Source organism: Streptomyces triticirhizae (genome assembly GCF_003696235.1).
Taxonomy (GTDB): domain Bacteria; phylum Actinomycetota; class Actinomycetes; order Streptomycetales; family Streptomycetaceae; genus Streptomyces; species Streptomyces triticirhizae.
The window spans coordinates 1-18,608 of sequence record NZ_RFFJ01000030.1 but is presented as its reverse complement, the minus strand read 5'-3'; the positions used below and the strand labels follow the sequence as shown (position 1 = coordinate 18,608).

Here is an 18,608-nt window from a genome sequence, read left to right as displayed (position 1 = left end):
GCGCCAGCGGAAGCCCACTTCGAGGAGTCACCTCCTGAGCGCGCTGCGTCGTGTCGTCATGATGCGCAGCTTCGTGGCGGCCCGTCAACGGCCTGTTTGGCAATCTGCCAAATCTTTGTCTGGCATTCCCTCGTTAGAGTGAGAAGAGCCCTCAACACGGTTGCGGCTGCGTAGGCTGCAAGCGCTCCAACTCATGGGAGGAAGTTCGGACATGGCTGCGGTTTACAAGGTCAGCCCACTCACGGCTCGCCGTCGCCTGGGCGCGGCGCTGCGGAAGCTCCGCGACGACCACGGGCTCACCGCCGAGGAGGTGGGTGCGCACCTGGAGTGCCACAACTCGAAGGTCAGCCGGATCGAGTTGGGCAAGCGGGCCTGCACACCCAAGGACTTCAAGGGCCTCATGGAGCTGTACGAGGTGGATGACACACAGGCGGAGGAGCTTGAGGCTCTGATGAAGCGCGCGAGGCAGCGCGTGCCACCGTGGTGGCACGCCTACAACGACGTGATCAGCAAGAACTACAGCGAGTTCATCGCCTACGAGGCCGAAGCGAGTCGATGCCGTGAGTATCAGACCGTCTTCATTCCCGGCCTTCTCCAGACTGAGGCATACGCTCGCGCGGTCACCGCAGGCGGCTCCGCTGCCCTGGGGCCCGACCAGGTGGAAGAGTTGGTCGAGGTACGGATGCGCCGACAGAGCCGGCTCTACGAGGACGATGCCCTGCTACTCGATGTGCTGACCACTGAGGCGGCAATGCGAATCCGGATCGGCGGCAGCGAGGTGATGCGGGAGCAGTTGCACAAGTTGCGCGAGGTGGCCGAACTTCCCAACGTCAATCTGCGCGTGATCCCGTTTGAGGCGGGTGAGAGGGGCGCCAGCACCGGAGCCTTCACGCTCTTCGCTTCGGAGAAGGACGACGACCCGGATGTTGCCTTTACGGAGTCCGCCGAGACCATCATGAGCCTGCGTGAGGACCTGATGACGATGCGCCGACTGAACCGCCTCTTCCGCAACTTGGCCGCTGCGGCCCTCTCGCCGCAGGATAGCCTTGAGCTGGTCCAACGTATCGAAAGCGAGCTGGTCTGAGATGACGAAGTCGGTCAACGCATCCCCGGTGGCATCGCATGATGCCGAGTGGCGCACGAGCAGCTATACGGCCGGTGACAGCGCCTGTGTAGAGGTGTCTCGGCGCTTCAGCGGGCCCGTGGTCGCCGTTCGCGACACCAAGGATCGCGCAGCCGGCCACACCACCATCTCCCCCGACGCATGGGCTGCGTTCATCAGCGCAGCAAAGGGCGGAACGTTCGACGAGCCATTCACCGCCTGACAACCATCGTTCGACAGACCGCGCGGCTCCACCAACGGGTGGGGCCGCGTTCGTCGTTCAACAACTCGTCCGCTTCGCGCCTTGACCGCCGCCGGCGGCTGGCGCGCAATGGTCCTGAGCTGGTTCACCGGTCACGAAAGCGAGTTGGTTCGAGATGACAAAGCCGGCCGACGCGTCCCGCGCCACCAGGTGGCGCACCAGCAGCTACACCGCCAGCGACGGCAACCGCATCGAGGTGGGACGGGAAGTCGACATGATCCGGCACCACCTCCCCGCGAACCGCTGGCGCAGCTCGTCGTACAGCGGTAACAACGGAGCCCAGTGCGTCGAGTTCCAGACCGTTGACGCCGGGGACATCGCGGTGGGCGACAGCAAGGACCGCGCGCGTGGCGCGTTCGTCTTCGCTCCCGCCGCCTGGACCTCGTTCGTCAACCACCTGAAGGACGAGCCCGTTCCGGATTGAACGAATCGTTCAACTCCAGACGGGCACCTAGAAAAAGAGTTCCCCACCCCCCGCGCGCCCGCCTTCGGGAGGCGACGGCGTGCGGGCTACCGAGACGGCAGGCGTTGTTCGCGCGGCAGCGTGGTCGTTGACCCGACCCCACCACCCACCCACCCCTCAACGACCAACCGGCACCGTCCCCGTGAGACGCCCGACGATCGGTCACGTCCGAGACGGGCGACATGCCGGGGCAGGCCGGCGAAGCCGGTGCGCGCTACGCACGCCCCCAGCGGCCAACCGTCCCTCCCGAAAGGCGCGGTCCCCGCGCCCGGAGGGCACGCACCGCCAGAGCTGACCCCCGATCGGCAACAAACCCCACCTCCCGGAAGCCGCGCCCCCCTTCCCAGCCAGCCCATCACAGCCATGCGTTACGCCCGCACCCGGCCGACCCACCCGCCATGTAAGCCGCGCGTCGTAGCCCGCGCCACAACCCCAACCCCCCACCCACAACACTCGTCAACGAACCAAACGACCAGTCGGGCTTCCCCGCACCGGCCACCGGCCCGCAGACAAACCCCGCACCCAACCACCCCACCCGCACCGCACCCCCACCCCGTCGCCCCGTCGCCCCGTCTCACGCCACGCGGCAGCGCAGCGGCTCTCCGGCCAGCGCCCGGGCGGCCTCCTCGGCGGCCAGCCGCTGCAACGCGTCCAGCGACTCGTCCGAGTAGAACGCGGCGTGCGGGGTGAGGATCACCTGCGGCAGCCCGCGCAGCGGTGAGTCCGCCGGCAGCGGCTCCGGGTCGTGCACGTCGAGGGCGGCCCCGGCCAGCCGGCCGGCGGCCAGCGCCTCGGCGAGCGCCGCGTGGTCGACGAGCGCCCCGCGCGCGGTGTTGACCAGCACCGCGCCCGGCCGCATCAGCGCCAGGTTCTCCCGGCCGAGCAGCGAGACCGTCTCGGGCGTGGCGGGCGCGTGCAGGGTCACCGCGTGCGAGGCCGCCAACAGCTCGGGCAGCGCGACGTGGTGGATGTCGCGGGCGGCCAGCGCCGCCGGGTCGGCGTACGGGTCGCTGGCCACCACCCGGCAGCCGAACGGGCGCAGCCGCTCCCGCACCGCCAGGCCGATGGAGCCGGTGCCGACCAGCCCCACGGTGGTGGCGGCCAGGCTCGGCAGCGAGCCGACGTCGGCCGGCCCGGCCCAGCCGGACGCCCGGATCGCGTGGTCGTAGGCCGGCAGCCGGCGCAGCAGCGCCAGCAGGCAGGCCACCGCGTGGTCGGCGACGGTCTCGGTGCCGTAGTCGGGCACGTTGGCCACCCGCACGCCCAACTCCCGTGCCGCGGCCACGTCCACGTTGTCGTAGCCGATGCCGTAGCGGATCACCGTGGCGCCGGGGGCGAGGGCGGCGAGCGCGGGGCGGCCCATCGGGGCGAAGTTCAGGAACACCACATCGGCGCCGCGCACCGCGTCCACCGTCTGGGCCTCGTCGGTGCAGTGGTGTTCGGCGAACGCGGCGCCGAACCGTTCGGCGGCCGCCCGCTCGTGGGTCACCTGGCCGAACGCCTGGTCGGCGACGACCACCCTGGGCGTTCTGGTCATGTGAGCAGCCCCCGTTCCGCGAGGTTGGACATCAGCGCGCGGACGCCGAACGTCCAGGGCTCGGCGGTCTCGGAGTGGGTGACGACGTTGACGAGGGCGCCCAGCCGGGGCGTGGCGATCCGCACCACGTCGCCGAGGTGGTGGGTGAAGCCCTCGCCCGGCGCGTCCCGGTCCTGGGTCGGCGCGAACATGGTCCCGGTGAACAGCAGCAGCCCGTCCGGGTACTGGTGGAGGCGGCCGATGGTCTGGGCGACGAGGTCCAGCGGGTCGCGGCTGATCTCGGAGAGCGAGCTGACGGACTCCAGCTGGAAGCCGTCGCGGCCGGTGATGGTGAGCGTGATGTCCAGCGACCGCACGTCGTCGAGGGTGAACTCCTCGTCGAAGAGCCGCAGGAACGGGCCGACGGCCGTCGAGGCGTTGTTGTCCTTCGCCTTGCCGAGCAGCAGCGCGCTGCGGCCCTCGACGTCGCGGAGGTTGACGTCGTTGCCGAGGGTGGCGCCGACGGCGCGGCCCACGGAGTCGACGGCGAGGACGAGTTCGGGCTCCGGGTTGTTCCACTCGGAGCGGCTCCAGACGCCTATCTCGGCGCCGGCGCCGACGGCGGAGAGCACCGGCGCCTTGGTGAAGACCTCGGCGTCCGGGCCGATGCCGACCTCCAGGTACTGCGACCACAGGCCCTCGGCCGTCAGCACCTCCTTGACCCGCGCGGCCTCGGGCGAGCCCGGCACCAGGTGCTCCAGCCGGCCGCCGATCGCGGCCAGTACCCGCTGGCGCACCTCGGCCGCGCCGCCCCGGTCGCCCTTGGCGCGCTCCTCGATGACCCGCTCCACCATGGAGCGGACGAACGTCACGCCGCACGCCTTGAGCGCCTGGAGGTCGCAGGGCGCGAGCAGGCGCGGCCGGTCGCGGTCGCCGGCGAGGGTGGCCTCCAGCACGGCGTCGAGGTCGAAGGAACGCCCGGCGTCGGCCCGTTCGCCCGCCGCGCGGACGAACGCGGCGGCGTCCGGGCGCTCCAGCAGCTCGCTGACGGTGGGCGCCTGCGGGGTGAGGTCCACGAGCCGGTCGCCGCGCAGCGTGACGACGCAGGGGCCGGCGACGGCCGGGTCCCACACCCGGCCGACGAGCACGGCCCGTTCGGCGTCCTCGGGCAGCAACGGCGGGAGCAGCGCGCCGAGTTCGAACGGCGCCGGTGTGTCGGCGGTGGCGGCGGCCGTCTCCGGGACGGGCGTCGACTCACCGGCGGGGGCCGACTCGCCGGCGGGGGTGGGCGGTTCGGCGGGCTGCGGCGACGTGTCGGTCATGACGGGGGTTCCCCCTCGTTTCCCGGGCCCAGAGCCCGATAGCGTTCGGCGAGCCGCCGGTAGTGCTCGGCGGTCGCGCGGAGGCCGGCGGCCTCCTCCTCGGTCAGTTCCCTCCGCACCTTCCCTGGGACGCCGGCGACCAGGCTGCCCGGGGGCACCTCCGTGCCCTCCAGCAGCACCGCGCCGGCCGCGACCAGCGCGCCACGGCCCACGTGGCAGCCGTTGAGCAGCACCGAGCCCATCCCGACCAGCGCGTCGTCCTCGACGACGGTGCCGTGCACCACGGCCCGGTGGCCGACGGAGACCCCGGCGCCCAGCCGGGTCGGGAAGCCGGGGTCGGCGTGCAGCACGCAGCCGTCCTGGACGTTGCTGCCGGCGCCGATCCCGATCGTCTCGGCGTCGGCGCGCGCCACGCCGGTGAACCAGACGGAGGCGCGTTCGTCGACGGTGACCCGGCCGATCAGGGTGGCGCTCGGCGCCAGCCAGGCGGAGTCGGCGACGCGCGGGGTGTGCCCGTCGAAGGTGACGAGCTGCCGCTGGGAGAGGTCTCGTTCTGTCATGCGGCCACCCCATACCATCGGGCGGCCGTCTCGCCACGGACCCGGGCCAGCCCGTCCTCGTCGAGGCCGGCGTCGGCGAGCAGGGCGGCGAGGTCGGCCAGCGTTCCGCCGTAGTCGCGGCGCAGCAGCGAGACGGGCCAGTTGCTGGCGAGCATCAGCCGCTCCGGGCCGAAGTGCCGCACCGCCTCGGCGACGAACGGGCGCAGCGCTGCGGCGTCCCAGCGTTCCCAGGCGGTGAGGACGTCGATGCCGACGGACACCTTCAGCGCGACGCCCGGGTTCGCGGCGAGCGCGGCCAGCCGGGCCGACCAGTCGGCCGCCTCGCCGGGCGCGCCGCGCTCGACCGGCGGCCTGGCCAGATGGTCGACGACGATCCGCAGGCCGGGCACCGCCTCGGCCAACTCCCCCACGGCGCTGACCTGTTCCGGGGTGACGGGCACCACGTCCCAGCACAGGCCGCGCTCGGCGAGCCGCTCGCACAGCTCGACGGTGGCCGGGTCGCGCAGCCAGCGCAGCGGGTCCCGGCCGACCAACGTCCGCACCCCGCACAGCGCGTCGGCGCGGAACCGATCCAACTCGCGGTGCGCGGCGGCCGGTTCGGCCAGCGGCAGCCAGCCGACCAGGCCGGCGACGAACGGGGCGCGCGCGGCGTAGGCGGCCAGCCGGTCGTTCTCCTCGGCGGAGTCGACGGACTGCACCAGCACGGTGGCGTCCACGCCGGCGGCGGCCAGCTCGCCCGCGAGGTGCTCCGGCTCGAAGTCCCGGGCGATGGCGGCGTGGTGGTGCGGGTCGCGCCAGGGCTGCGCCTGGCGGGCGACGCGCCAGAAGTGGTGGTGGGCGTCGATGGTCGGCATGGGTCAGCGGCCCTCCCAACGGGGCGTGCGGTGGTCGAGGAAGGCGGCGACGCCCTCCCGGAAGTCCCGGCTTCCGTAGCAGCGGCGCAGCAGGTCGTCGGTGTCGACGCGGGCGGCGGCGGAACTGAACCTGCGCTCGGTCTCCTTGAGCGCCGCGAGGGTCAACGGGGCCTGGGAGCAGAGCCGTTGCAGCAGTTCGTCCAGGGCGGCCGGCAGCTCCTCGGGCGCCACCAGCCGGTGGACGAAACCGGCGGTCAACGCCTCCCGCGCGTCGAGGCGTTGGGCGGTCAGCAGCAGCGCCATGGTGCGCGCGGTGCCGAGCCGGTCGGCGAGACGGGCGACGACGGGCGCCGGCAGGCAGTTGCCGAGGGTGCGGGCGACGGGCGCGCCGAAGGTGGCGTCCGGGGTGGCGAGCAGCAGGTCGCAGGCGGCGGCCAGCGCCAGCCCGCCGCCCATGGCGGGCCCCTCGACGACGCCGACCAGCGGGGCGCGCAGCGCGAGCAGCCGCGCCAACACGGCGCCGACGCGCCGCTCGTAGGCGAGGCCGGCCTCGGCGGCGGCCTCCGGCTCGGTCGGGAACTCGGTGAAGTGCCGGATGTCCGTCCCGGCGGCGAACGCGGCCCCGCCGGCGCCGCGCAGCACGACGGCCCGCACCTCGGGGCCGTCCGCGATCTCACAGGCGGCGGCGAGCTGTTCGTACATCCGGAACGTCAACGCGTTCCGCCGCTGCGGGTGGTCGAGCAGGATCTCGACGACGGCGCCGCGATGGGTGACTTTTACGGAGCCGGAGGCGCGGGCGCCTCCGGCGGGGTCCCGCGGAGCACCGGCGCCCGGGGCGCCGGCACGGACCTGGCCGCCTCCGGCGGGGCGTTCGCCTCCGGCGGGGCTTGGTGCGCCTCCGGTGGGGGGTTCGCCTCCGGCGGGGTACCGCGCGCCACCGCCGGCGCCCTCGGGCGCCAGGCTGGCATCGCCGCTCGGGCCGGCACCGGCTCCGCCGGCCGCAGACCCAACCGCGCCTCCACCGCCCGCCGCAGGCCCGCCGGAGGCCGTCGCACCCGCCGCGATCCCCCGACCGTCGGAGGCCCCCGCGCTCGGCGCGGCTGATGCCCCGCCGGTGGCGCCCGCCTTCGGCTCAGCGCCGTCGCCCCCGGCGCCGGCGCGCTCCGCGTGGCTCACGGCGCCTCCTCCCCGTTCCGGCCCCGCCGCCGCGCGGCGGGACCGGCCAACTCCGCCAGTACCTCGTCCGTGTGTTCGCCGATCAGCGGCGGGTGGCGGCGGATGGCCGCCGGCGAGGCGCTCAGGCGCAGCGGCGGGGCCAGCACCTTCACGCGGCCGGCGACCGGGTGGTCGACCTCCCGCACCAGTTCCCGCGCGGCGACCTGCGGGTCGTGGTCGAGGACCTGCGCGTAGTCCTGGATCGGCCCGGCCGGGACCCCGGCGGCCAGCAGGGCGTCCACCCACCGTTCCGTGGTGTCGGCGGCGAGGCGTTCCTCCAGCAGCGCGGCCAGTTCGTCGCGGTGCCGCATCCGGTCCATGTTGGTGACGAAGCGCGGGTCGTCGACCAGCTCGCCCAACTCCAGTGCGGCGCACAGCCGTTGCCACAGCCGCTGGTTGTTGGCGCCGATGGTGAGGTAGCCGTCGGCGGTGCGCAGCGCCTGGTAGGGCGCGGACATCCGGTTGGCTGAGCCCAGCGGGCGGGGTGGCGCGCCGGTGGCCCAGTACTCGGTGGACTCCCACACCGACATCGCCAGCACCGCCTCGAAGAGCGAGGTCTCCACGCGCTGCCCCTCGCCGGTGCGCTCCCGGTGGAGCAGGGCCGCGAGTATCCCGCTGACCAGCAGCATCCCGGCGCCGAGGTCGCCGACGGGCAGCCCGTTCTTGACCGGCCGGCCGTCGGGCTCGCCGGTGACGGACATGGCGCCGGCCATGCCCTGGGCGATCAGGTCGTAGCCGGGGCGGTCGGCGTAGGGGCCGGTGGTGCCGAAGCCGGAGATCGCGGCGTAGACGAGGCGCGGGTTGAGCGCGCTGAGCGTGGCGTGGTCGGCGCCGAGGCGTTCGGCCACGCCGGGGCGCCAGTTGTGGACCACCACGTCGGCGGTGGCGACCATGCGGTGCAGGTCGGCGAGGCCGCGTTCGGTCTTGAGGTCGAGGAGCACGCTGCGCTTGTTGCGGTTGAGCGCGAAGAACGCGGTGCTGTCCCGGCCGTCGTCGGTCTCGCCCCAGGAGTGGCGGGTCTGGTCGCCGCCGCCCGGGTTCTCCACCTTGATCACGTCGGCGCCGAGGTCGGCGAGGATCATGGTGCAGAACGGGCCCGCCATCACCTGGGTGAGGTCGACCACCCGGATGCCGGCCAACGCGGCGCCGCTCGGCCGCCCTTCGTCCGCCGCGTGGTGTCTGGCGGCCGTGTCGTGCGTGGCGGCTGGGTTGTCCCTGGCGGCGGTGTCGTCGTCCCTGGCGTGATCGGACATGAGGTCTCTTCCTGGTCGGTGCGCTGGTTCGGCCCGTGGCTGGTCGGGTGGCCGGCCGCCGGGCGGGGCCCCGGCGGCCGGCCGCCGCTAGCGGGCCAACCCGTCGTTGGCCTCGGCGAAGAACGTGTCGACGGCCTCGGGCACGGTCTGGTTGCCGAACGCCACGTCCTCGTAGGCGCGGGTGAAGGCGGACTCGAAGACCGCGAGATAGCCCGGCGGGTAGAGCACGATCGACGGGTCGTCGGCCACGATCCGCTGGTAGAGGGCGAGTTCGCGCTTCTTCAGGTCGGGCAGCTCGGGGTCGTCCAACTGCCGTCGCAGCAGCTCGGTGTTGGTGACCGCGCCGTTGTCCGAGGCGTAGGTGTCGCCGCTGCGCGGGTCGTTGGCCCAGAAGTCGAGGAACGCGGCGGCGGTCGGCACGTTGGCGCAGTTGCGGGGGATGGACAGGCCCGAGGTGATCAGCACGTTGCCCTGGCCGGCCGGGCCGCTGGGCAGCGGGAGGCTGGTCATCCGCTGGCCCTCGCCCTGGCCGTCGAGGGTGCCCTGGATCGGGGTGAGGGCGTTGCCGGGCCGGTTGTCGGAGAGGACGTCGCCGCTGGCCACATAGCTGGCCTCGGGCGACGGCGGCTCCTCGGCGTTGGCGGCGGGGCTGTTGGCGAGGCCCTCGGCGCGGATCTCCTCCCACATCTCCCAGTACTCGACGAGGAGTTCGCGGGAGAAGCCCAGCTGGTTCCCGTCGAACATGTGCTCGCCGAGGCCCTGGACATAGGCGATGAAGAAGTTGGGCAGCCCGCCGCGCAGCGCGGTCGCCGGGATGCCGTCGGGCAGCCCCTCGGCGGCGTCGCGGAGGAACGTGACGTAGTCGTCCCAGTCGTAGCCGGGTTCGGGGAGGGCGACGCCGGCCTCCTCGGCGAGGGTCTCGTTGACCATCAGCGCGTCGTAGGCGGCGCCGGTCGGCAGCATGTAGAGCCTGCCGTCCTCGCCCCGGCCGGTGTCCAGCACGGCTTCGGGGATGTCGCTGACGTCGATGGCGCCCGACTCGATCATCGGGTCCAGCGGCAGCAGCGCGTCCCTGGCGGTGAAGTCGCCCAGGGTGCGGGCCTGGAGCTGGGTGACGCACGGCATGTTGCGGCCGGCGCCCTGCACGTTGAGGCGCTTGAAGTAGTTGCCGAAGTCGGCCGCCTCGCGCCTGACCTCGACGCCGGGGTGTTCGGCCTCGAAGAGGTCGGCGACGGCGTTGGTCCTGTCGTTCCTGCTGGCCGAGCCCCACCAGGAGAAGCGGATGCCGCCGGCGATGTCGCCCCGGCCGCGCAGCTCGTCGGCGCTGTGGTCGGGCAGCGACTGGCCGCAGCCGGCGAGGACCGTCATCAGCAGCCCGAGGCCGAGGCCCAGCAGCGGGCGGGTGCGGAGCGTCGCGTGTGCCATGGGTCTTCTCCTCACTTCAGCCCGCTGGTGGCGATGCCCTCGACCAGCAGCTTCTGGGCGGCGACGAAGAAGCCCAGCACCGGCACGAGGGAGAGCGTGGACATCGCGAACAGCGAGCCGTAGGCGGACTGTCCGGTCGCGTCGAGGAACGAGGCGAGCCCCTGGGAGACGGTCCAGCTGTCGGGCTCGGTCAGATAGAGCATCGGGCCGAGGAAGTCGTTCCAGGTGTTGATGAACGTGAACAGCGCCGAGGTGCCCAGCGCCGGGATCGACAGCGGCATCACCACCCGCCAGAAGATCCCCCAGTGGCCGCAGCCGTCGATCCGGGCGGCGTCGTCCAGCGAGGACGGCAGGGCGCGGATGAACTGCACCATCAGGAAGATGAAGAACGCGTCCGTGGCCAGGAACTTCGGCACCACCAGCGGCAGGATGGTGTTCACCCAGCCCAGCTGGTTGAAGAGGATGTACTGCGGCACCAGCGTCACGTGGTACGGCAGCAGCAGCGTGCCGATGACGAGGGCGAAGAGCGTCTTCTTGAAGCGGAACTCAAGCCGAGCGAAGGCGTAGGCGGTCAGCGCGCAGGCCAGCAGGTTGCCGACGATCGACAGCACCGTGATGGTCAGCGAGTTGAGGAAGAACCGCGAGAAGTTCAGCTGGTCGCCGCCGGACCAGCCGGCCGCGTAGTTGTCCAGCGTGAGGTCGGAGCCCCACAGCCCGAGCGTGGTGAAGACCTGGTTGTCGGGGCGCAGCGAGGCGCCGAACATCCACAGCAGCGGGTAGAGCATCAGCGTCAGCGTGATGATCATGACGCTGTGCTTGACCAGGGCCCGCAGCAGCGGGCTGCGCGTGGGCCGGTTACCGAAGAGCGGACGGCGCGGCCTTCCGGGCCGGCGGGGCCCTCCCACCTGGCGCGGACCTCTGACGGGGGCGGTGGCGTGCGCGCTCATCGTTCGTCTCCGTAGTGGACCCAGTAGCGGGAGCTGAGGAAGAGGAAGCCGGTGAACAGCGCCAGGCCCAGCACCAGGACCCACGCCATCGCCGCCGCGTACCCCATGTTCAGCTGGGCGAAGCCCTGTTCGTAGAGGTAGAGGGTGTAGAAGAGGGTCGAGTCCGACGGGCCGCCGGTGCCGTTGCTCACCACATAGGCGCTGGTGAACGCCTGGAACGCGTTGACCACGCTGAGCAGCAGGTTGAAGAGGACCAGCGGCGAGAGCATCGGCAGCGTGACGCTGCGGAAGCGGCGCAGCGCGCCCGCGCCGTCCACGGAGGCCGCGTCGTACAGCTCACGCGGGATCTGCCGCAGCCCGGCGAGGAAGATCACCATCGCCGAACCGAACGTCCACACCTGGAGGATCACGATGGTGTGCAGCGCCGAGTTCGGGTCGCCGACCCAGCTGGTGTGCTCGATCCCGACCAGCGCCAGCGCCTTGTTGACGATCCCCTCCTCGCCGAAGATCTGCCGCCACAGCGCGGCCACCGCCACGCTGCCGCCGATCAGCGAGGGCATGTAGAACAGCGCCCGGTAGCCGGTCAGGAAGCGCATCCCCCGGTTGAGCAGCAGCGCCAGGCCGAGCGAGACGGCCAGCAGCAGCGGCACCGACCAGGCGACATAGGTGAGGGTCACCTTCACGGAGTCGAAGTAGCGGGGGTCGGTGGTGAACATCCGCTCGAAGTTGGCCAGTCCGACCCACTCGGGGGCCGAGGACAGGTCGTAGCGGGTGAACGCCAGATAGAGCGAGAAGAGCATCGGGCCGATGGTGAAGACCAGCATCCCGATCAGCCAGGGGGTCAGGAAGGCGTAGGCCGCCCGGTTGTCGGCCGCCGCGCGACGGCCGGCGCGTCGGTCCCGTGACCGGTCCCTTCGGTCCCGTGGCGTCGCCGGGGGCCCGGCCGTCACCTGGGTCCCGGCCGCGCCGGGGTCGTGTTGCCGCATCGAGAAACCTCCACATCGGCGTGGGGTCGTGAGGGCGCGCCGGCTCAACGCCGGCCGCGCTCCTCGGCCGTGCGCGCGTGTTCCTCGACGCGGTCGGCCATGGTCTGGGCGAGGAGCCCGGCCAGCGGGAGGCGGACGCCGGCCGCGCGGGCGGCCGCCGTCACCTCCCACAGGTCCTTGCTCCAGGGACGCTCGCTCACCGGGGTGGCGCCGGCGTCGTAGGCGTGCGCGACCCGGTCGAAGAAGCCCCAGGTGCGCGCCACCCAGGAGTCCCCCGTCGAGCCGGCGACGACGGCCAGCACCTCCTCGGCCGCGACGCCGTGCGCGGCCGCCAGGTCGAGCGCCTCGTGGGCGCCGGCCAGGGCGGCGAACATCATCAGTTGGTTGGCCAGCTTGACCGCCGCGCCCGCCCCGGGAGGGCCGACGTGGCGCACCTCGTCGCCGACCGTCTCCAGCAGCGGGCGGGCGTCGGCGACGACCTCGGTCCTGCCGCCGACCATCACGGTCAACTCCCCGCTGGCCGCCCGTTCGGCGCCGCCGCTGACCGGGGCGTCGACCAGCCCGACCCCGGCGACCTCGGCCCGTTCCGCCAGCGCGCGGGCGGTCGCCGGCAGCACGGTGCTGTGCACCAGCACCAGGGAGCCGGGCGCCAGCCGGGCCAGCAGCCCGTCGGGGTCTTCCAGCAGGCCGAGCACGGCGGCGTCGTCGGGGACCGCCAGGCAGACCGCCTGGCAGTCGGCCAACTCCGTTGCCGCCGCGACCCGTTCGGCGCCCTCGGGCACCTCGCGGCCGGCCGCCACGTCGTGCACCGCCAGCCGCCAGCCGTCCGCCGCGAGGGTGCGCGCCATGGGCAGCCCGAGGTTGCCGAGACCGACGAAGCCGACGCGGGCGTGGGCGCGTTCGGGTGCTGCCATGGTGAACTCCTCACGGGGACGGGGCGGTTGGGCGGCCGCTTCCGGGTGGCCCTGCGGATCGCCGCCGGGGCGCGGCTCAGCGGACGGTGTCGTCCAGCGGGCGGCCGAGCTTCTCGTAGAGGGCCCGCCGGCCGACCTTGTCGTTCTCCAGCTCCTGCCGGGCGTACCTGGCGACGGTGACCGCGTGCTCCACGGGGACGGCGATCACGCCGTCGCCGTCGGCGACCACGATGTCGCCGGGCCGCACCAGCACCCCGCCGATGTCCACCGGCACCTGGAGCGCGTCGAACTCGACGCGGCCCTGCACCATCGACTGCGCGCGGTAGCGGCAGAAGATCGGCACCCGCTGCATCACGCACTCGTCGGTGTCCCGGACGCCGCCGGTGGTGACGATGCCGGTGGCGCCGGCGGCGTGCCACTCCAGGGAGTTGTTGGAGCCGATCTCGCCCACCGGTAGCCCGGCGGACTGGACGACCACGATGTCGCCCTGCTCGATGGTCGGGGTGATCCTGTTGGGGTACAGCTCCCGGTACCAGCGCCCGGCCCACTCGGTGTACTCCTCGGGGGTCAGCGGCGGCACCGCCTTCTCCGTCGGCCGGAACCTCATGGTGCGCGCGATGCCGGTGAGCCTCGCGCCCTGGTAGAGCGGGGTGATCTCGGGCGAGACGGTTCCCTTGGCGTGCAGCCCCGCCCAGTCCATGCCGTCCCGCACGTCGGCGACGCGCAGGCCGTCAAAGAGGCGCAGCAGCTCAGCTTTCTCCATCGATCTCAGTCCTCAGTCGACTCGAATCCCGTTGGCTGGCCTATTGTCTACAATAGGCACGGACCGGCGACAAGCCCTTGGAACGATGTAATCCTTGGCGTGACCGCGCACCAACGCGGCGTGCCCGGGCCGCTCTTCCGGGCGGCGAGCGCCGGTCGCGGTGAAGTGCCGCCACCGTGGACGTCCTTGCCGCCGGCCACGCGATCGGCACAATGTGAGATCCGTTGAAGCCCAGAAAGGCTGCCCATGGCCTCCCGTGTCAGCCCCCAGGCGTCGTCCCCCGAAGACCCCACGGGGAACGGCCAGTTGGACCCGCCCAGCCTGGTGCAACTCGCCGCCGGGGCGATCCGCAAGATGATCCTCTCCGGCGAACTGGGGCCCGGCGAGCGGCTGATCGAACTGAGCCTCACCGAACGCCTGGGCATCAGCCGGCCCCCGCTGCGCGAGGCCATGCGGCTGCTCCAACAGGAGGGGCTCATCCTGGTCCAGCCCCGCCGGGGCGCGACGGTGACCACGCTGACCGAGCAGGACGTCTACGAGATCCTGACGCTGCGCTCGGCCCTGGAACGCACCGCCGTCGAACTCGGCGTCCCCGTGCGGTTCCCCGAACGCCTCGCCGCCTGCCGGGAGGCGCTGGAACGGATGGACCGCGCGGCCGAACGGGAGGACCGGGCGGCGCTGGTGGAGAACGGCTACGCCTTCCACGCCTCGCTGGTGGCCCTGGCCGGGCACCGGCGGATCGACGAGATCTACGCCTCGCTCCACCGGCAGCTGCTGCTGTGCATGGCGCGCAACCTGTACGTTCGGGAACGCTACTACGAGGACCTGGACGTCCATGTGGCCCGCCACCGGCACCTGTTGGAGCTGGTGGAGGCGGGCGACCCCGAGGCGGTCCTGGCGGAGTTGGCGGTGCACGGGGAGCGGTCGTTCTCCCAGCGGTGACGCCGGGCGCTGAGCGCTGGCCGCTGGGCCTTCGGGGACGGGCGGCCGGGTGGGGGTGGCCGGCCGGGGCGGCCCGATCGCTCGGGCGCGGCCGATTCGTTCAAGAGCGCGGTGCCGTTGGCTGACTAGCCTCACGGTCATGACCAGCACAGACAGGGAATCGCGCCACCTGGGCGTCGCCATCGATCGCGCCCCCGACGAGGTCTACGCCTACGCCTCCGACCCGGCCAACCTGCCCGCGTGGGCCCATGGCCTGGGGACCTCCATCGAGCGGATCGACGGCCGGTGGGTCGCGGAGGACTCTCCCCTGGGACGGATCGTGGTGACCTTCGCCCCGCGCAACGAGTTGGGGGTGCTCGACCACGATGTCACGCTCCCGAACGGGGAGACCGTCCACAACCCGTTCCGGGTGATCGCCTACGGCGAGGGCAGCGAGGTGGTCTTCACGCTGCGCAGGCGGGAGGGGATGAGCGACGCCGACTTCGACCGCGACGCCGAGGCCGTCGCGGCCGACCTGACCCGGCTCAGGGAGCTGATGGAGTCCGCCTGAGCCGACCGAGGCCGAGCATACGGCGTCCGGCGTCCGGCGTCCGGCGTCCGGCGTCCGGCGTCCGGCGTCCGGCGTCCGGCGTCCGGGGGGAACGCCCGCGTCGGGCGCCGGGACTCCACGGGGATCACGCGCGGCACGGCCGGAACAGGGGGACCGGCCCGGGCCGCAGCCGGGCGCGGGCCGGGGCCCGCCGGGGGAGGAACCTCGGAGGGTTAAGCAACGCTTCCGCATCCCCCACAGAAGATTTCACTGGTGCAGGCCAACCGCCTCGGGGATTCTGGGCACATGATCACAACAGGCGCACTGGCCGGGGTCGCCGCGGTCGCGCTCGGGATGGCGTTGACGCCCGGGCCGAACATGCTCTATCTCGTGTCGCGGTCGATCACCCAGGGCCGCGCCTCGGGGCTGACGTCGCTCGGCGGGGTGGCGCTCGGGTTCCTGATCTATCTCACGGCCGCGAACCTCGGCCTCTCCGTCGTCTTCGCCGTCGTTCCCGGCCTCTATCTCGCGGTGAAGCTGGCCGGTGCCGGGTATCTCGCGTGGCTGGCGTGGCAGGCGCTGCGGCCGGGCGGGGTGTCGGCGTTCGAGCGGCGGGAGTTGCCGGCCGAGTCGCGGCGGCGGCTGTTCACGATGGGGCTGATGACCTGCCTGCTCAACCCGAAGATCGCCCTGATGTACGTGTCCCTGATCCCGCAGTTCGTGGACCCGGAGGCGGGCCATGTGATGGCGCAGGGCTTCGTGCTGGGCAGCGTCCAGGTGGTGATCGGCGTCGCGGTGAACGGCTCGTGCGTGCTGGCGGCCGGCGCGATCGCGGTGTTCCTCGGCCGGCGTCCGGGCTGGCTGCGCGCCCAGCGCTATGTGATGGGCGGCGTGCTCGGCGGCCTGGCCGTCCACCTCGCCCTGGACAACTCCCGCCCGGCCCCCGCCCGTTGACCACGGGGGGACGCCGGGCGGGTTGTGGTCGCTACTGCGGTGCGTACGCCTCCAGTTCCAGGATGCGGGAGTAGTCGCCGCTGTTCGACGCGTGGACGAGGACCCGGACGGCGTCCGTTGTGACGGGGTCGAACGTGGTGACGACGCGGTCGAGGGTGTTGTCGCGGTAGGAGCCGACGGTCAGCCACTCACCGCCGGAGTGGATCTGGACGTCGAAGTCCTTGATGCCCTGGAGCGCGGCGGGCCGGGACGGCGTGCCGTAGGTGACGGTCTCGACGCGGCCGAGTTCGACCGGCTCCGGCCAGTTGACGGCCAGCCAGTCGGGGAACTTCCCGCTGTCGGCGTCGTTCCAGCCGGTCTTCGTCGACCAGTTGAGGTAGTCGCTGTCGCCGTCCACGGCGCCGCAGGCGGTGAACCTGCCGTGGGTGGAGGAGGCGGTGGCCCGCTGGCCGAAGGCCAGGTTGGCGCCGGGGCCCGGCTCGGGGACGGCCTCGACGGTGACCGGGACGACGACGCGCTGCCGGCCGCTGGTGACGGTCACGTCGTAGGTGCCGGCCTCGGTGCCCGGCGGGACGCGGACGTCCACGGTGCGGGAGACCGGCTGGTCGGGGTCGGTGGCCGGCAGGTAGGTGGAGAACACGTCGTGGCTGAGGTCGATCGGCTCGTCGGCGGCCAGCGTCGCGTCGGCGAAGACGGGCTGCCGGCCGGTGTTGGTGAGGGTGACGTCGAACGAGGTGGGCAGGCACGGGAGTTCGTTGGCGGTCAGGCTCGTCGGCGTGGCCGAGAGCACGACGTCGGAACGCCCGGCGCCCGCCGCCGTGGCGGTCGGGCCGGCGGTGGTAACGGCGAGAACGGCGGTGACGGTGACGGCGGCGGCGAGCAGGCCGGCGGCGGCGACGGTGGTCTTCATGGTGCTCCTCGGGGGCGTTACGCCTGCTGGACGGCGGGGACGCCGTTCTCGACGGCGAGGACGGTGCGGCTGCTGACGGTGCCGTTCGGGACGGTGACCCGGTCGCAGACCCGGAAGTCGGAGCGCCACAGGTCCGGGGTGATCTCGCAGCTGACGTAGCCGCGTTGGAAGTTGCCGAACCTCATGTGCGGGTTCTCGTCGAGCAGGACGCGGCCCCCGGCGTCGAGGTCCTCGCCGTCCAGCGCCGAGGTGATGGAGGTGCCGACGAACTCGGTGGCCACCACGCGGGATGCGGGGTCGGCGAAGTCGAGCGCGAGGTCGCCGGCGATGTTGCGGTGCAGGTCGCCGGCGAGGCTGACGACGTTCTGGATGCCGCGTTCGGCGATGCCGCCGAGGAGCCGGTCGCGGGAGGCGCTGTAGCCGTCCCAGGTGTCCATGGGGACGGCCACGTCGGGGCCGCTCACGGTGTCGAGCAGGGTGATGGCGGTCTGGTGCCCGAGGATGTTCCAGCGCGACCGCGACGCGGTGAGTCCGTCGAGCAGCCAACGTTCCTGTGGGAAGCCCAGGATGGAGCGGGCCGGGTCGGCGGTCGCGTCGTTGGGCGGCTTGGTGCCGTCGCCGTTGGCCTGGTCGTCGCGGTACTGGCGGGTGTCGAGCATCGAGATCTCGGCGAGCCGCCCGTAGCGCAGCCGCCGGTGCAGCCGCATGTCGGGGCCTTCGGGGAACTGGGGCGCGCGCAGCGGCATGTGCTCCCAGTAGGCGCGGAAGGCGTTGGCCCGGCGGACCAGGAACTCGTCGGCGGGGGCGCTGCCGGCGCTGAGGTCCGCCCAGTTGTCGACGACCTCGTGGTCGTCGAAGACGACGATCCACGGGGCCGACGCGTGCGCGGCCTGGAGGTCGGTGTCCAACTTGTAGGCGGCGTACCGCTGTCGGTAGTCGTCGAGGGTGACGGACTCGCGGGTGTTGCGTTCGTCGCCGTCGGTCGGGCGGATGCCCCGGTCGATGCCGAACTCGTAGATGTAGTCGCCGAGGAAGAGCACGACGTCGTGGGCGCGGGCGGCCAGGTCGCGGTGGGCGGTGTACCAGCCCTCCCAGATCGCCTGGCAGGAGGCGAAGGCGAGGGACAGGCGCGGCACGAGCTGGTCGCGGGACGGCGCGGTCTTCGTCCGCCCGACGGGGCTGATGAAGCCGCCGGCGCGGAAGCGGTAGAAGTACTCGCGCCAGGGCCGCAGGCCCCGGACGTCGACGTGCGCGGTGTGGCTGAACTGGGCGCGGACCGTGGTCGTTCCGCGTCGCACGATGTGCCGGAAGCGTTCGTCGGCGGCGACCTCCCAGTCCACCCGGTGGTCCCGCTGGTCCATGCCGCCGAAGGGGGCGAGCGGGTCGGGGGCCAGGCGGGTCCACAGGACGACGCCGTCGGGCAGCGGGTCGCCGGAGGCGACGCCGAGGGTGAACGGGTCGGCGGGGAGGCGGGAGGCGGCCGTCGCGGCCGACGCCGACGCGATGCCGGGCAGGGCACCGGAGAGGGCGAGCGCGGCGGCGGCACCGGTAACGGTCAGGAAGCGGCGGCGGGTTGCGGCGAGGAGGGCGGGGGGTGGGCTGGTTCTCGATATCACCAGGGCACCCCATCCGGACCCGGTGAACGTGGGGCGTACCGCTCGTGTCCGACATCGGGCGAAACACCGTCCGCG

General features: G+C 72.8%; 19 protein-coding genes. 6 read left to right on the top strand and 13 right to left on the bottom strand.

The features are described from left to right. The first annotated feature begins 211 nt into the window (after positions 1 to 211). The 3 genes from EBN88_RS08350 to EBN88_RS08340 all read left to right on the top strand — a co-directional run bounded on the left by EBN88_RS08350 (position 212) and on the right by EBN88_RS08340 (position 1,788). Positions 212 to 1,084 carry a helix-turn-helix domain-containing protein gene (locus EBN88_RS08350; RefSeq protein WP_122183160.1) on the top strand — a complete coding sequence of 291 codons (873 nt, stop codon included), beginning with the start codon at positions 212 to 214 and terminating at the stop codon, positions 1,082 to 1,084. Between the two features lies 1 nt (position 1,085). Further along, positions 1,086 to 1,325, top strand: coding sequence for a DUF397 domain-containing protein (locus EBN88_RS08345; RefSeq protein WP_122183159.1), 240 nt, complete (start codon positions 1,086 to 1,088; stop codon positions 1,323 to 1,325). 154 nt (positions 1,326 to 1,479) lie between these two features. Then, the gene (locus tag EBN88_RS08340) at positions 1,480 to 1,788 is read left to right on the top strand and encodes a DUF397 domain-containing protein (RefSeq protein ID WP_233580533.1); all 309 of its coding nucleotides are present in this window, start codon (positions 1,480 to 1,482) and stop codon (positions 1,786 to 1,788) included. 613 nt (positions 1,789 to 2,401) lie between these two features. On the opposite strand, the gene EBN88_RS08335 is transcribed toward EBN88_RS08340, so the two are convergent. From EBN88_RS08335 to EBN88_RS08285, 11 genes are all read right to left on the bottom strand, one after another. Continuing rightward, positions 2,402 to 3,364 carry an NAD(P)-dependent oxidoreductase gene (locus EBN88_RS08335; RefSeq protein WP_122183158.1) on the bottom strand — a complete coding sequence of 321 codons (963 nt, stop codon included), beginning with the start codon at positions 3,362 to 3,364 and terminating at the stop codon, positions 2,402 to 2,404. Then, positions 3,361 to 4,665, bottom strand: a complete 1,305-nt coding sequence (locus EBN88_RS08330; protein ID WP_122183157.1) for a fumarylacetoacetate hydrolase family protein — start codon at positions 4,663 to 4,665, stop codon at positions 3,361 to 3,363. Before EBN88_RS08330 ends, EBN88_RS08335 begins: the two co-directional genes overlap by 4 nt. Beyond that, a complete protein-coding gene (locus EBN88_RS08325) occupies positions 4,662 to 5,225 on the bottom strand; it encodes a gamma carbonic anhydrase family protein (protein WP_122183156.1) in 564 nt (187 codons plus the stop codon). The genes EBN88_RS08330 and EBN88_RS08325 overlap by 4 nt, the downstream gene beginning before the upstream one ends. Further along, entirely contained in the window at positions 5,222 to 6,079 is an 858-nt protein-coding gene (locus EBN88_RS08320; RefSeq protein ID WP_122183155.1) for an amidohydrolase family protein, read from the bottom strand. The genes EBN88_RS08325 and EBN88_RS08320 overlap by 4 nt, the downstream gene beginning before the upstream one ends. Before the next feature lie 3 nt (positions 6,080 to 6,082). Further along, on the bottom strand, positions 6,083 to 7,255 hold the full coding sequence (locus tag EBN88_RS08315; RefSeq protein ID WP_199742294.1) for an enoyl-CoA hydratase: 1,173 nt from the start codon (positions 7,253 to 7,255) through the stop codon (positions 6,083 to 6,085). Beyond that, complete coding sequence (locus tag EBN88_RS08310) at positions 7,252 to 8,547, bottom strand: CaiB/BaiF CoA transferase family protein (RefSeq protein WP_122183154.1); 1,296 nt, start codon at positions 8,545 to 8,547, stop codon at positions 7,252 to 7,254. The genes EBN88_RS08315 and EBN88_RS08310 overlap by 4 nt, the downstream gene beginning before the upstream one ends. Positions 8,548 to 8,634: 87 nt before the next feature. Further along, complete coding sequence (locus EBN88_RS08305; protein WP_122183153.1) at positions 8,635 to 9,972, bottom strand: ABC transporter substrate-binding protein; 1,338 nt, start codon at positions 9,970 to 9,972, stop codon at positions 8,635 to 8,637. Positions 9,973 to 9,983: 11 nt separating this feature from the next. Then, on the bottom strand, positions 9,984 to 10,919 hold the full coding sequence (locus EBN88_RS08300; RefSeq protein WP_122183152.1) for a carbohydrate ABC transporter permease: 936 nt from the start codon (positions 10,917 to 10,919) through the stop codon (positions 9,984 to 9,986). After that, complete coding sequence (locus tag EBN88_RS08295) at positions 10,916 to 11,905, bottom strand: carbohydrate ABC transporter permease (protein WP_122183151.1); 990 nt, start codon at positions 11,903 to 11,905, stop codon at positions 10,916 to 10,918. Before EBN88_RS08295 ends, EBN88_RS08300 begins: the two co-directional genes overlap by 4 nt. 44 nt (positions 11,906 to 11,949) lie before the next feature. Further along, positions 11,950 to 12,819 carry an NAD(P)-dependent oxidoreductase gene (locus EBN88_RS08290; protein ID WP_122183150.1) on the bottom strand — a complete coding sequence of 290 codons (870 nt, stop codon included), beginning with the start codon at positions 12,817 to 12,819 and terminating at the stop codon, positions 11,950 to 11,952. Positions 12,820 to 12,895: 76 nt separating this feature from the next. Next, positions 12,896 to 13,582 carry an RraA family protein gene (locus EBN88_RS08285; protein WP_122183149.1) on the bottom strand — a complete coding sequence of 229 codons (687 nt, stop codon included), beginning with the start codon at positions 13,580 to 13,582 and terminating at the stop codon, positions 12,896 to 12,898. Between the two features lie 246 nt (positions 13,583 to 13,828). Between EBN88_RS08285 and EBN88_RS08280 the strand changes: the two genes are divergently transcribed. The 3 genes from EBN88_RS08280 (at position 13,829) to EBN88_RS08265 (ending at position 16,007) form a co-directional block, all read left to right on the top strand. Then, entirely contained in the window at positions 13,829 to 14,524 is a 696-nt protein-coding gene (locus EBN88_RS08280; protein WP_122183148.1) for a GntR family transcriptional regulator, read from the top strand. Between the two features lie 139 nt (positions 14,525 to 14,663). Then, positions 14,664 to 15,074 (top strand): SRPBCC family protein, encoded by a 411-nt coding sequence (locus tag EBN88_RS08275; RefSeq protein ID WP_122183147.1) that lies wholly within the window; start codon positions 14,664 to 14,666, stop codon positions 15,072 to 15,074. A 285-nt stretch (positions 15,075 to 15,359) separates the two neighbouring features. Beyond that, entirely contained in the window at positions 15,360 to 16,007 is a 648-nt protein-coding gene (locus EBN88_RS08265; RefSeq protein WP_122183146.1) for a LysE family translocator, read from the top strand. A gap of 31 nt (positions 16,008 to 16,038) precedes the next feature. Here the strand turns inward: EBN88_RS08265 and EBN88_RS08260 are convergent, their stop codons facing one another. Together EBN88_RS08260 and EBN88_RS08255 are read right to left on the bottom strand one after the other, a co-directional pair. Then, entirely contained in the window at positions 16,039 to 16,917 is an 879-nt protein-coding gene (locus EBN88_RS08260) for a COG1361 family protein (RefSeq protein ID WP_122183145.1), read from the bottom strand. Between the two features lie 17 nt (positions 16,918 to 16,934). Continuing rightward, positions 16,935 to 18,533, bottom strand: coding sequence for an alkaline phosphatase D family protein (locus EBN88_RS08255; protein WP_233580532.1), 1,599 nt, complete (start codon positions 18,531 to 18,533; stop codon positions 16,935 to 16,937). Positions 18,534 to 18,608: the final 75 nt, after the last annotated feature.

Coding starts and splice junctions, on each gene's coding strand:
- EBN88_RS08350 (WP_122183160.1), top strand. CDS start 212: ATGGCTGCGGTTTACAAGGTCAGCCCACTCACGGCTCGCCGTCGCCTG.
- EBN88_RS08345 (WP_122183159.1), top strand. CDS start 1,086: ATGACGAAGTCGGTCAACGCATCCCCGGTGGCATCGCATGATGCCGAG.
- EBN88_RS08340 (WP_233580533.1), top strand. CDS start 1,480: ATGACAAAGCCGGCCGACGCGTCCCGCGCCACCAGGTGGCGCACCAGC.
- EBN88_RS08335 (WP_122183158.1), bottom strand. CDS start 3,364: ATGACCAGAACGCCCAGGGTGGTCGTCGCCGACCAGGCGTTCGGCCAG.
- EBN88_RS08330 (WP_122183157.1), bottom strand. CDS start 4,665: ATGACCGACACGTCGCCGCAGCCCGCCGAACCGCCCACCCCCGCCGGC.
- EBN88_RS08325 (WP_122183156.1), bottom strand. CDS start 5,225: ATGACAGAACGAGACCTCTCCCAGCGGCAGCTCGTCACCTTCGACGGG.
- EBN88_RS08320 (WP_122183155.1), bottom strand. CDS start 6,079: ATGCCGACCATCGACGCCCACCACCACTTCTGGCGCGTCGCCCGCCAG.
- EBN88_RS08310 (WP_122183154.1), bottom strand. CDS start 8,547: ATGTCCGATCACGCCAGGGACGACGACACCGCCGCCAGGGACAACCCA.
- EBN88_RS08305 (WP_122183153.1), bottom strand. CDS start 9,972: ATGGCACACGCGACGCTCCGCACCCGCCCGCTGCTGGGCCTCGGCCTC.
- EBN88_RS08300 (WP_122183152.1), bottom strand. CDS start 10,919: ATGAGCGCGCACGCCACCGCCCCCGTCAGAGGTCCGCGCCAGGTGGGA.
- EBN88_RS08295 (WP_122183151.1), bottom strand. CDS start 11,905: ATGCGGCAACACGACCCCGGCGCGGCCGGGACCCAGGTGACGGCCGGG.
- EBN88_RS08290 (WP_122183150.1), bottom strand. CDS start 12,819: ATGGCAGCACCCGAACGCGCCCACGCCCGCGTCGGCTTCGTCGGTCTC.
- EBN88_RS08285 (WP_122183149.1), bottom strand. CDS start 13,582: ATGGAGAAAGCTGAGCTGCTGCGCCTCTTTGACGGCCTGCGCGTCGCC.
- EBN88_RS08280 (WP_122183148.1), top strand. CDS start 13,829: ATGGCCTCCCGTGTCAGCCCCCAGGCGTCGTCCCCCGAAGACCCCACG.
- EBN88_RS08275 (WP_122183147.1), top strand. CDS start 14,664: ATGACCAGCACAGACAGGGAATCGCGCCACCTGGGCGTCGCCATCGAT.
- EBN88_RS08265 (WP_122183146.1), top strand. CDS start 15,360: ATGATCACAACAGGCGCACTGGCCGGGGTCGCCGCGGTCGCGCTCGGG.
- EBN88_RS08260 (WP_122183145.1), bottom strand. CDS start 16,917: ATGAAGACCACCGTCGCCGCCGCCGGCCTGCTCGCCGCCGCCGTCACC.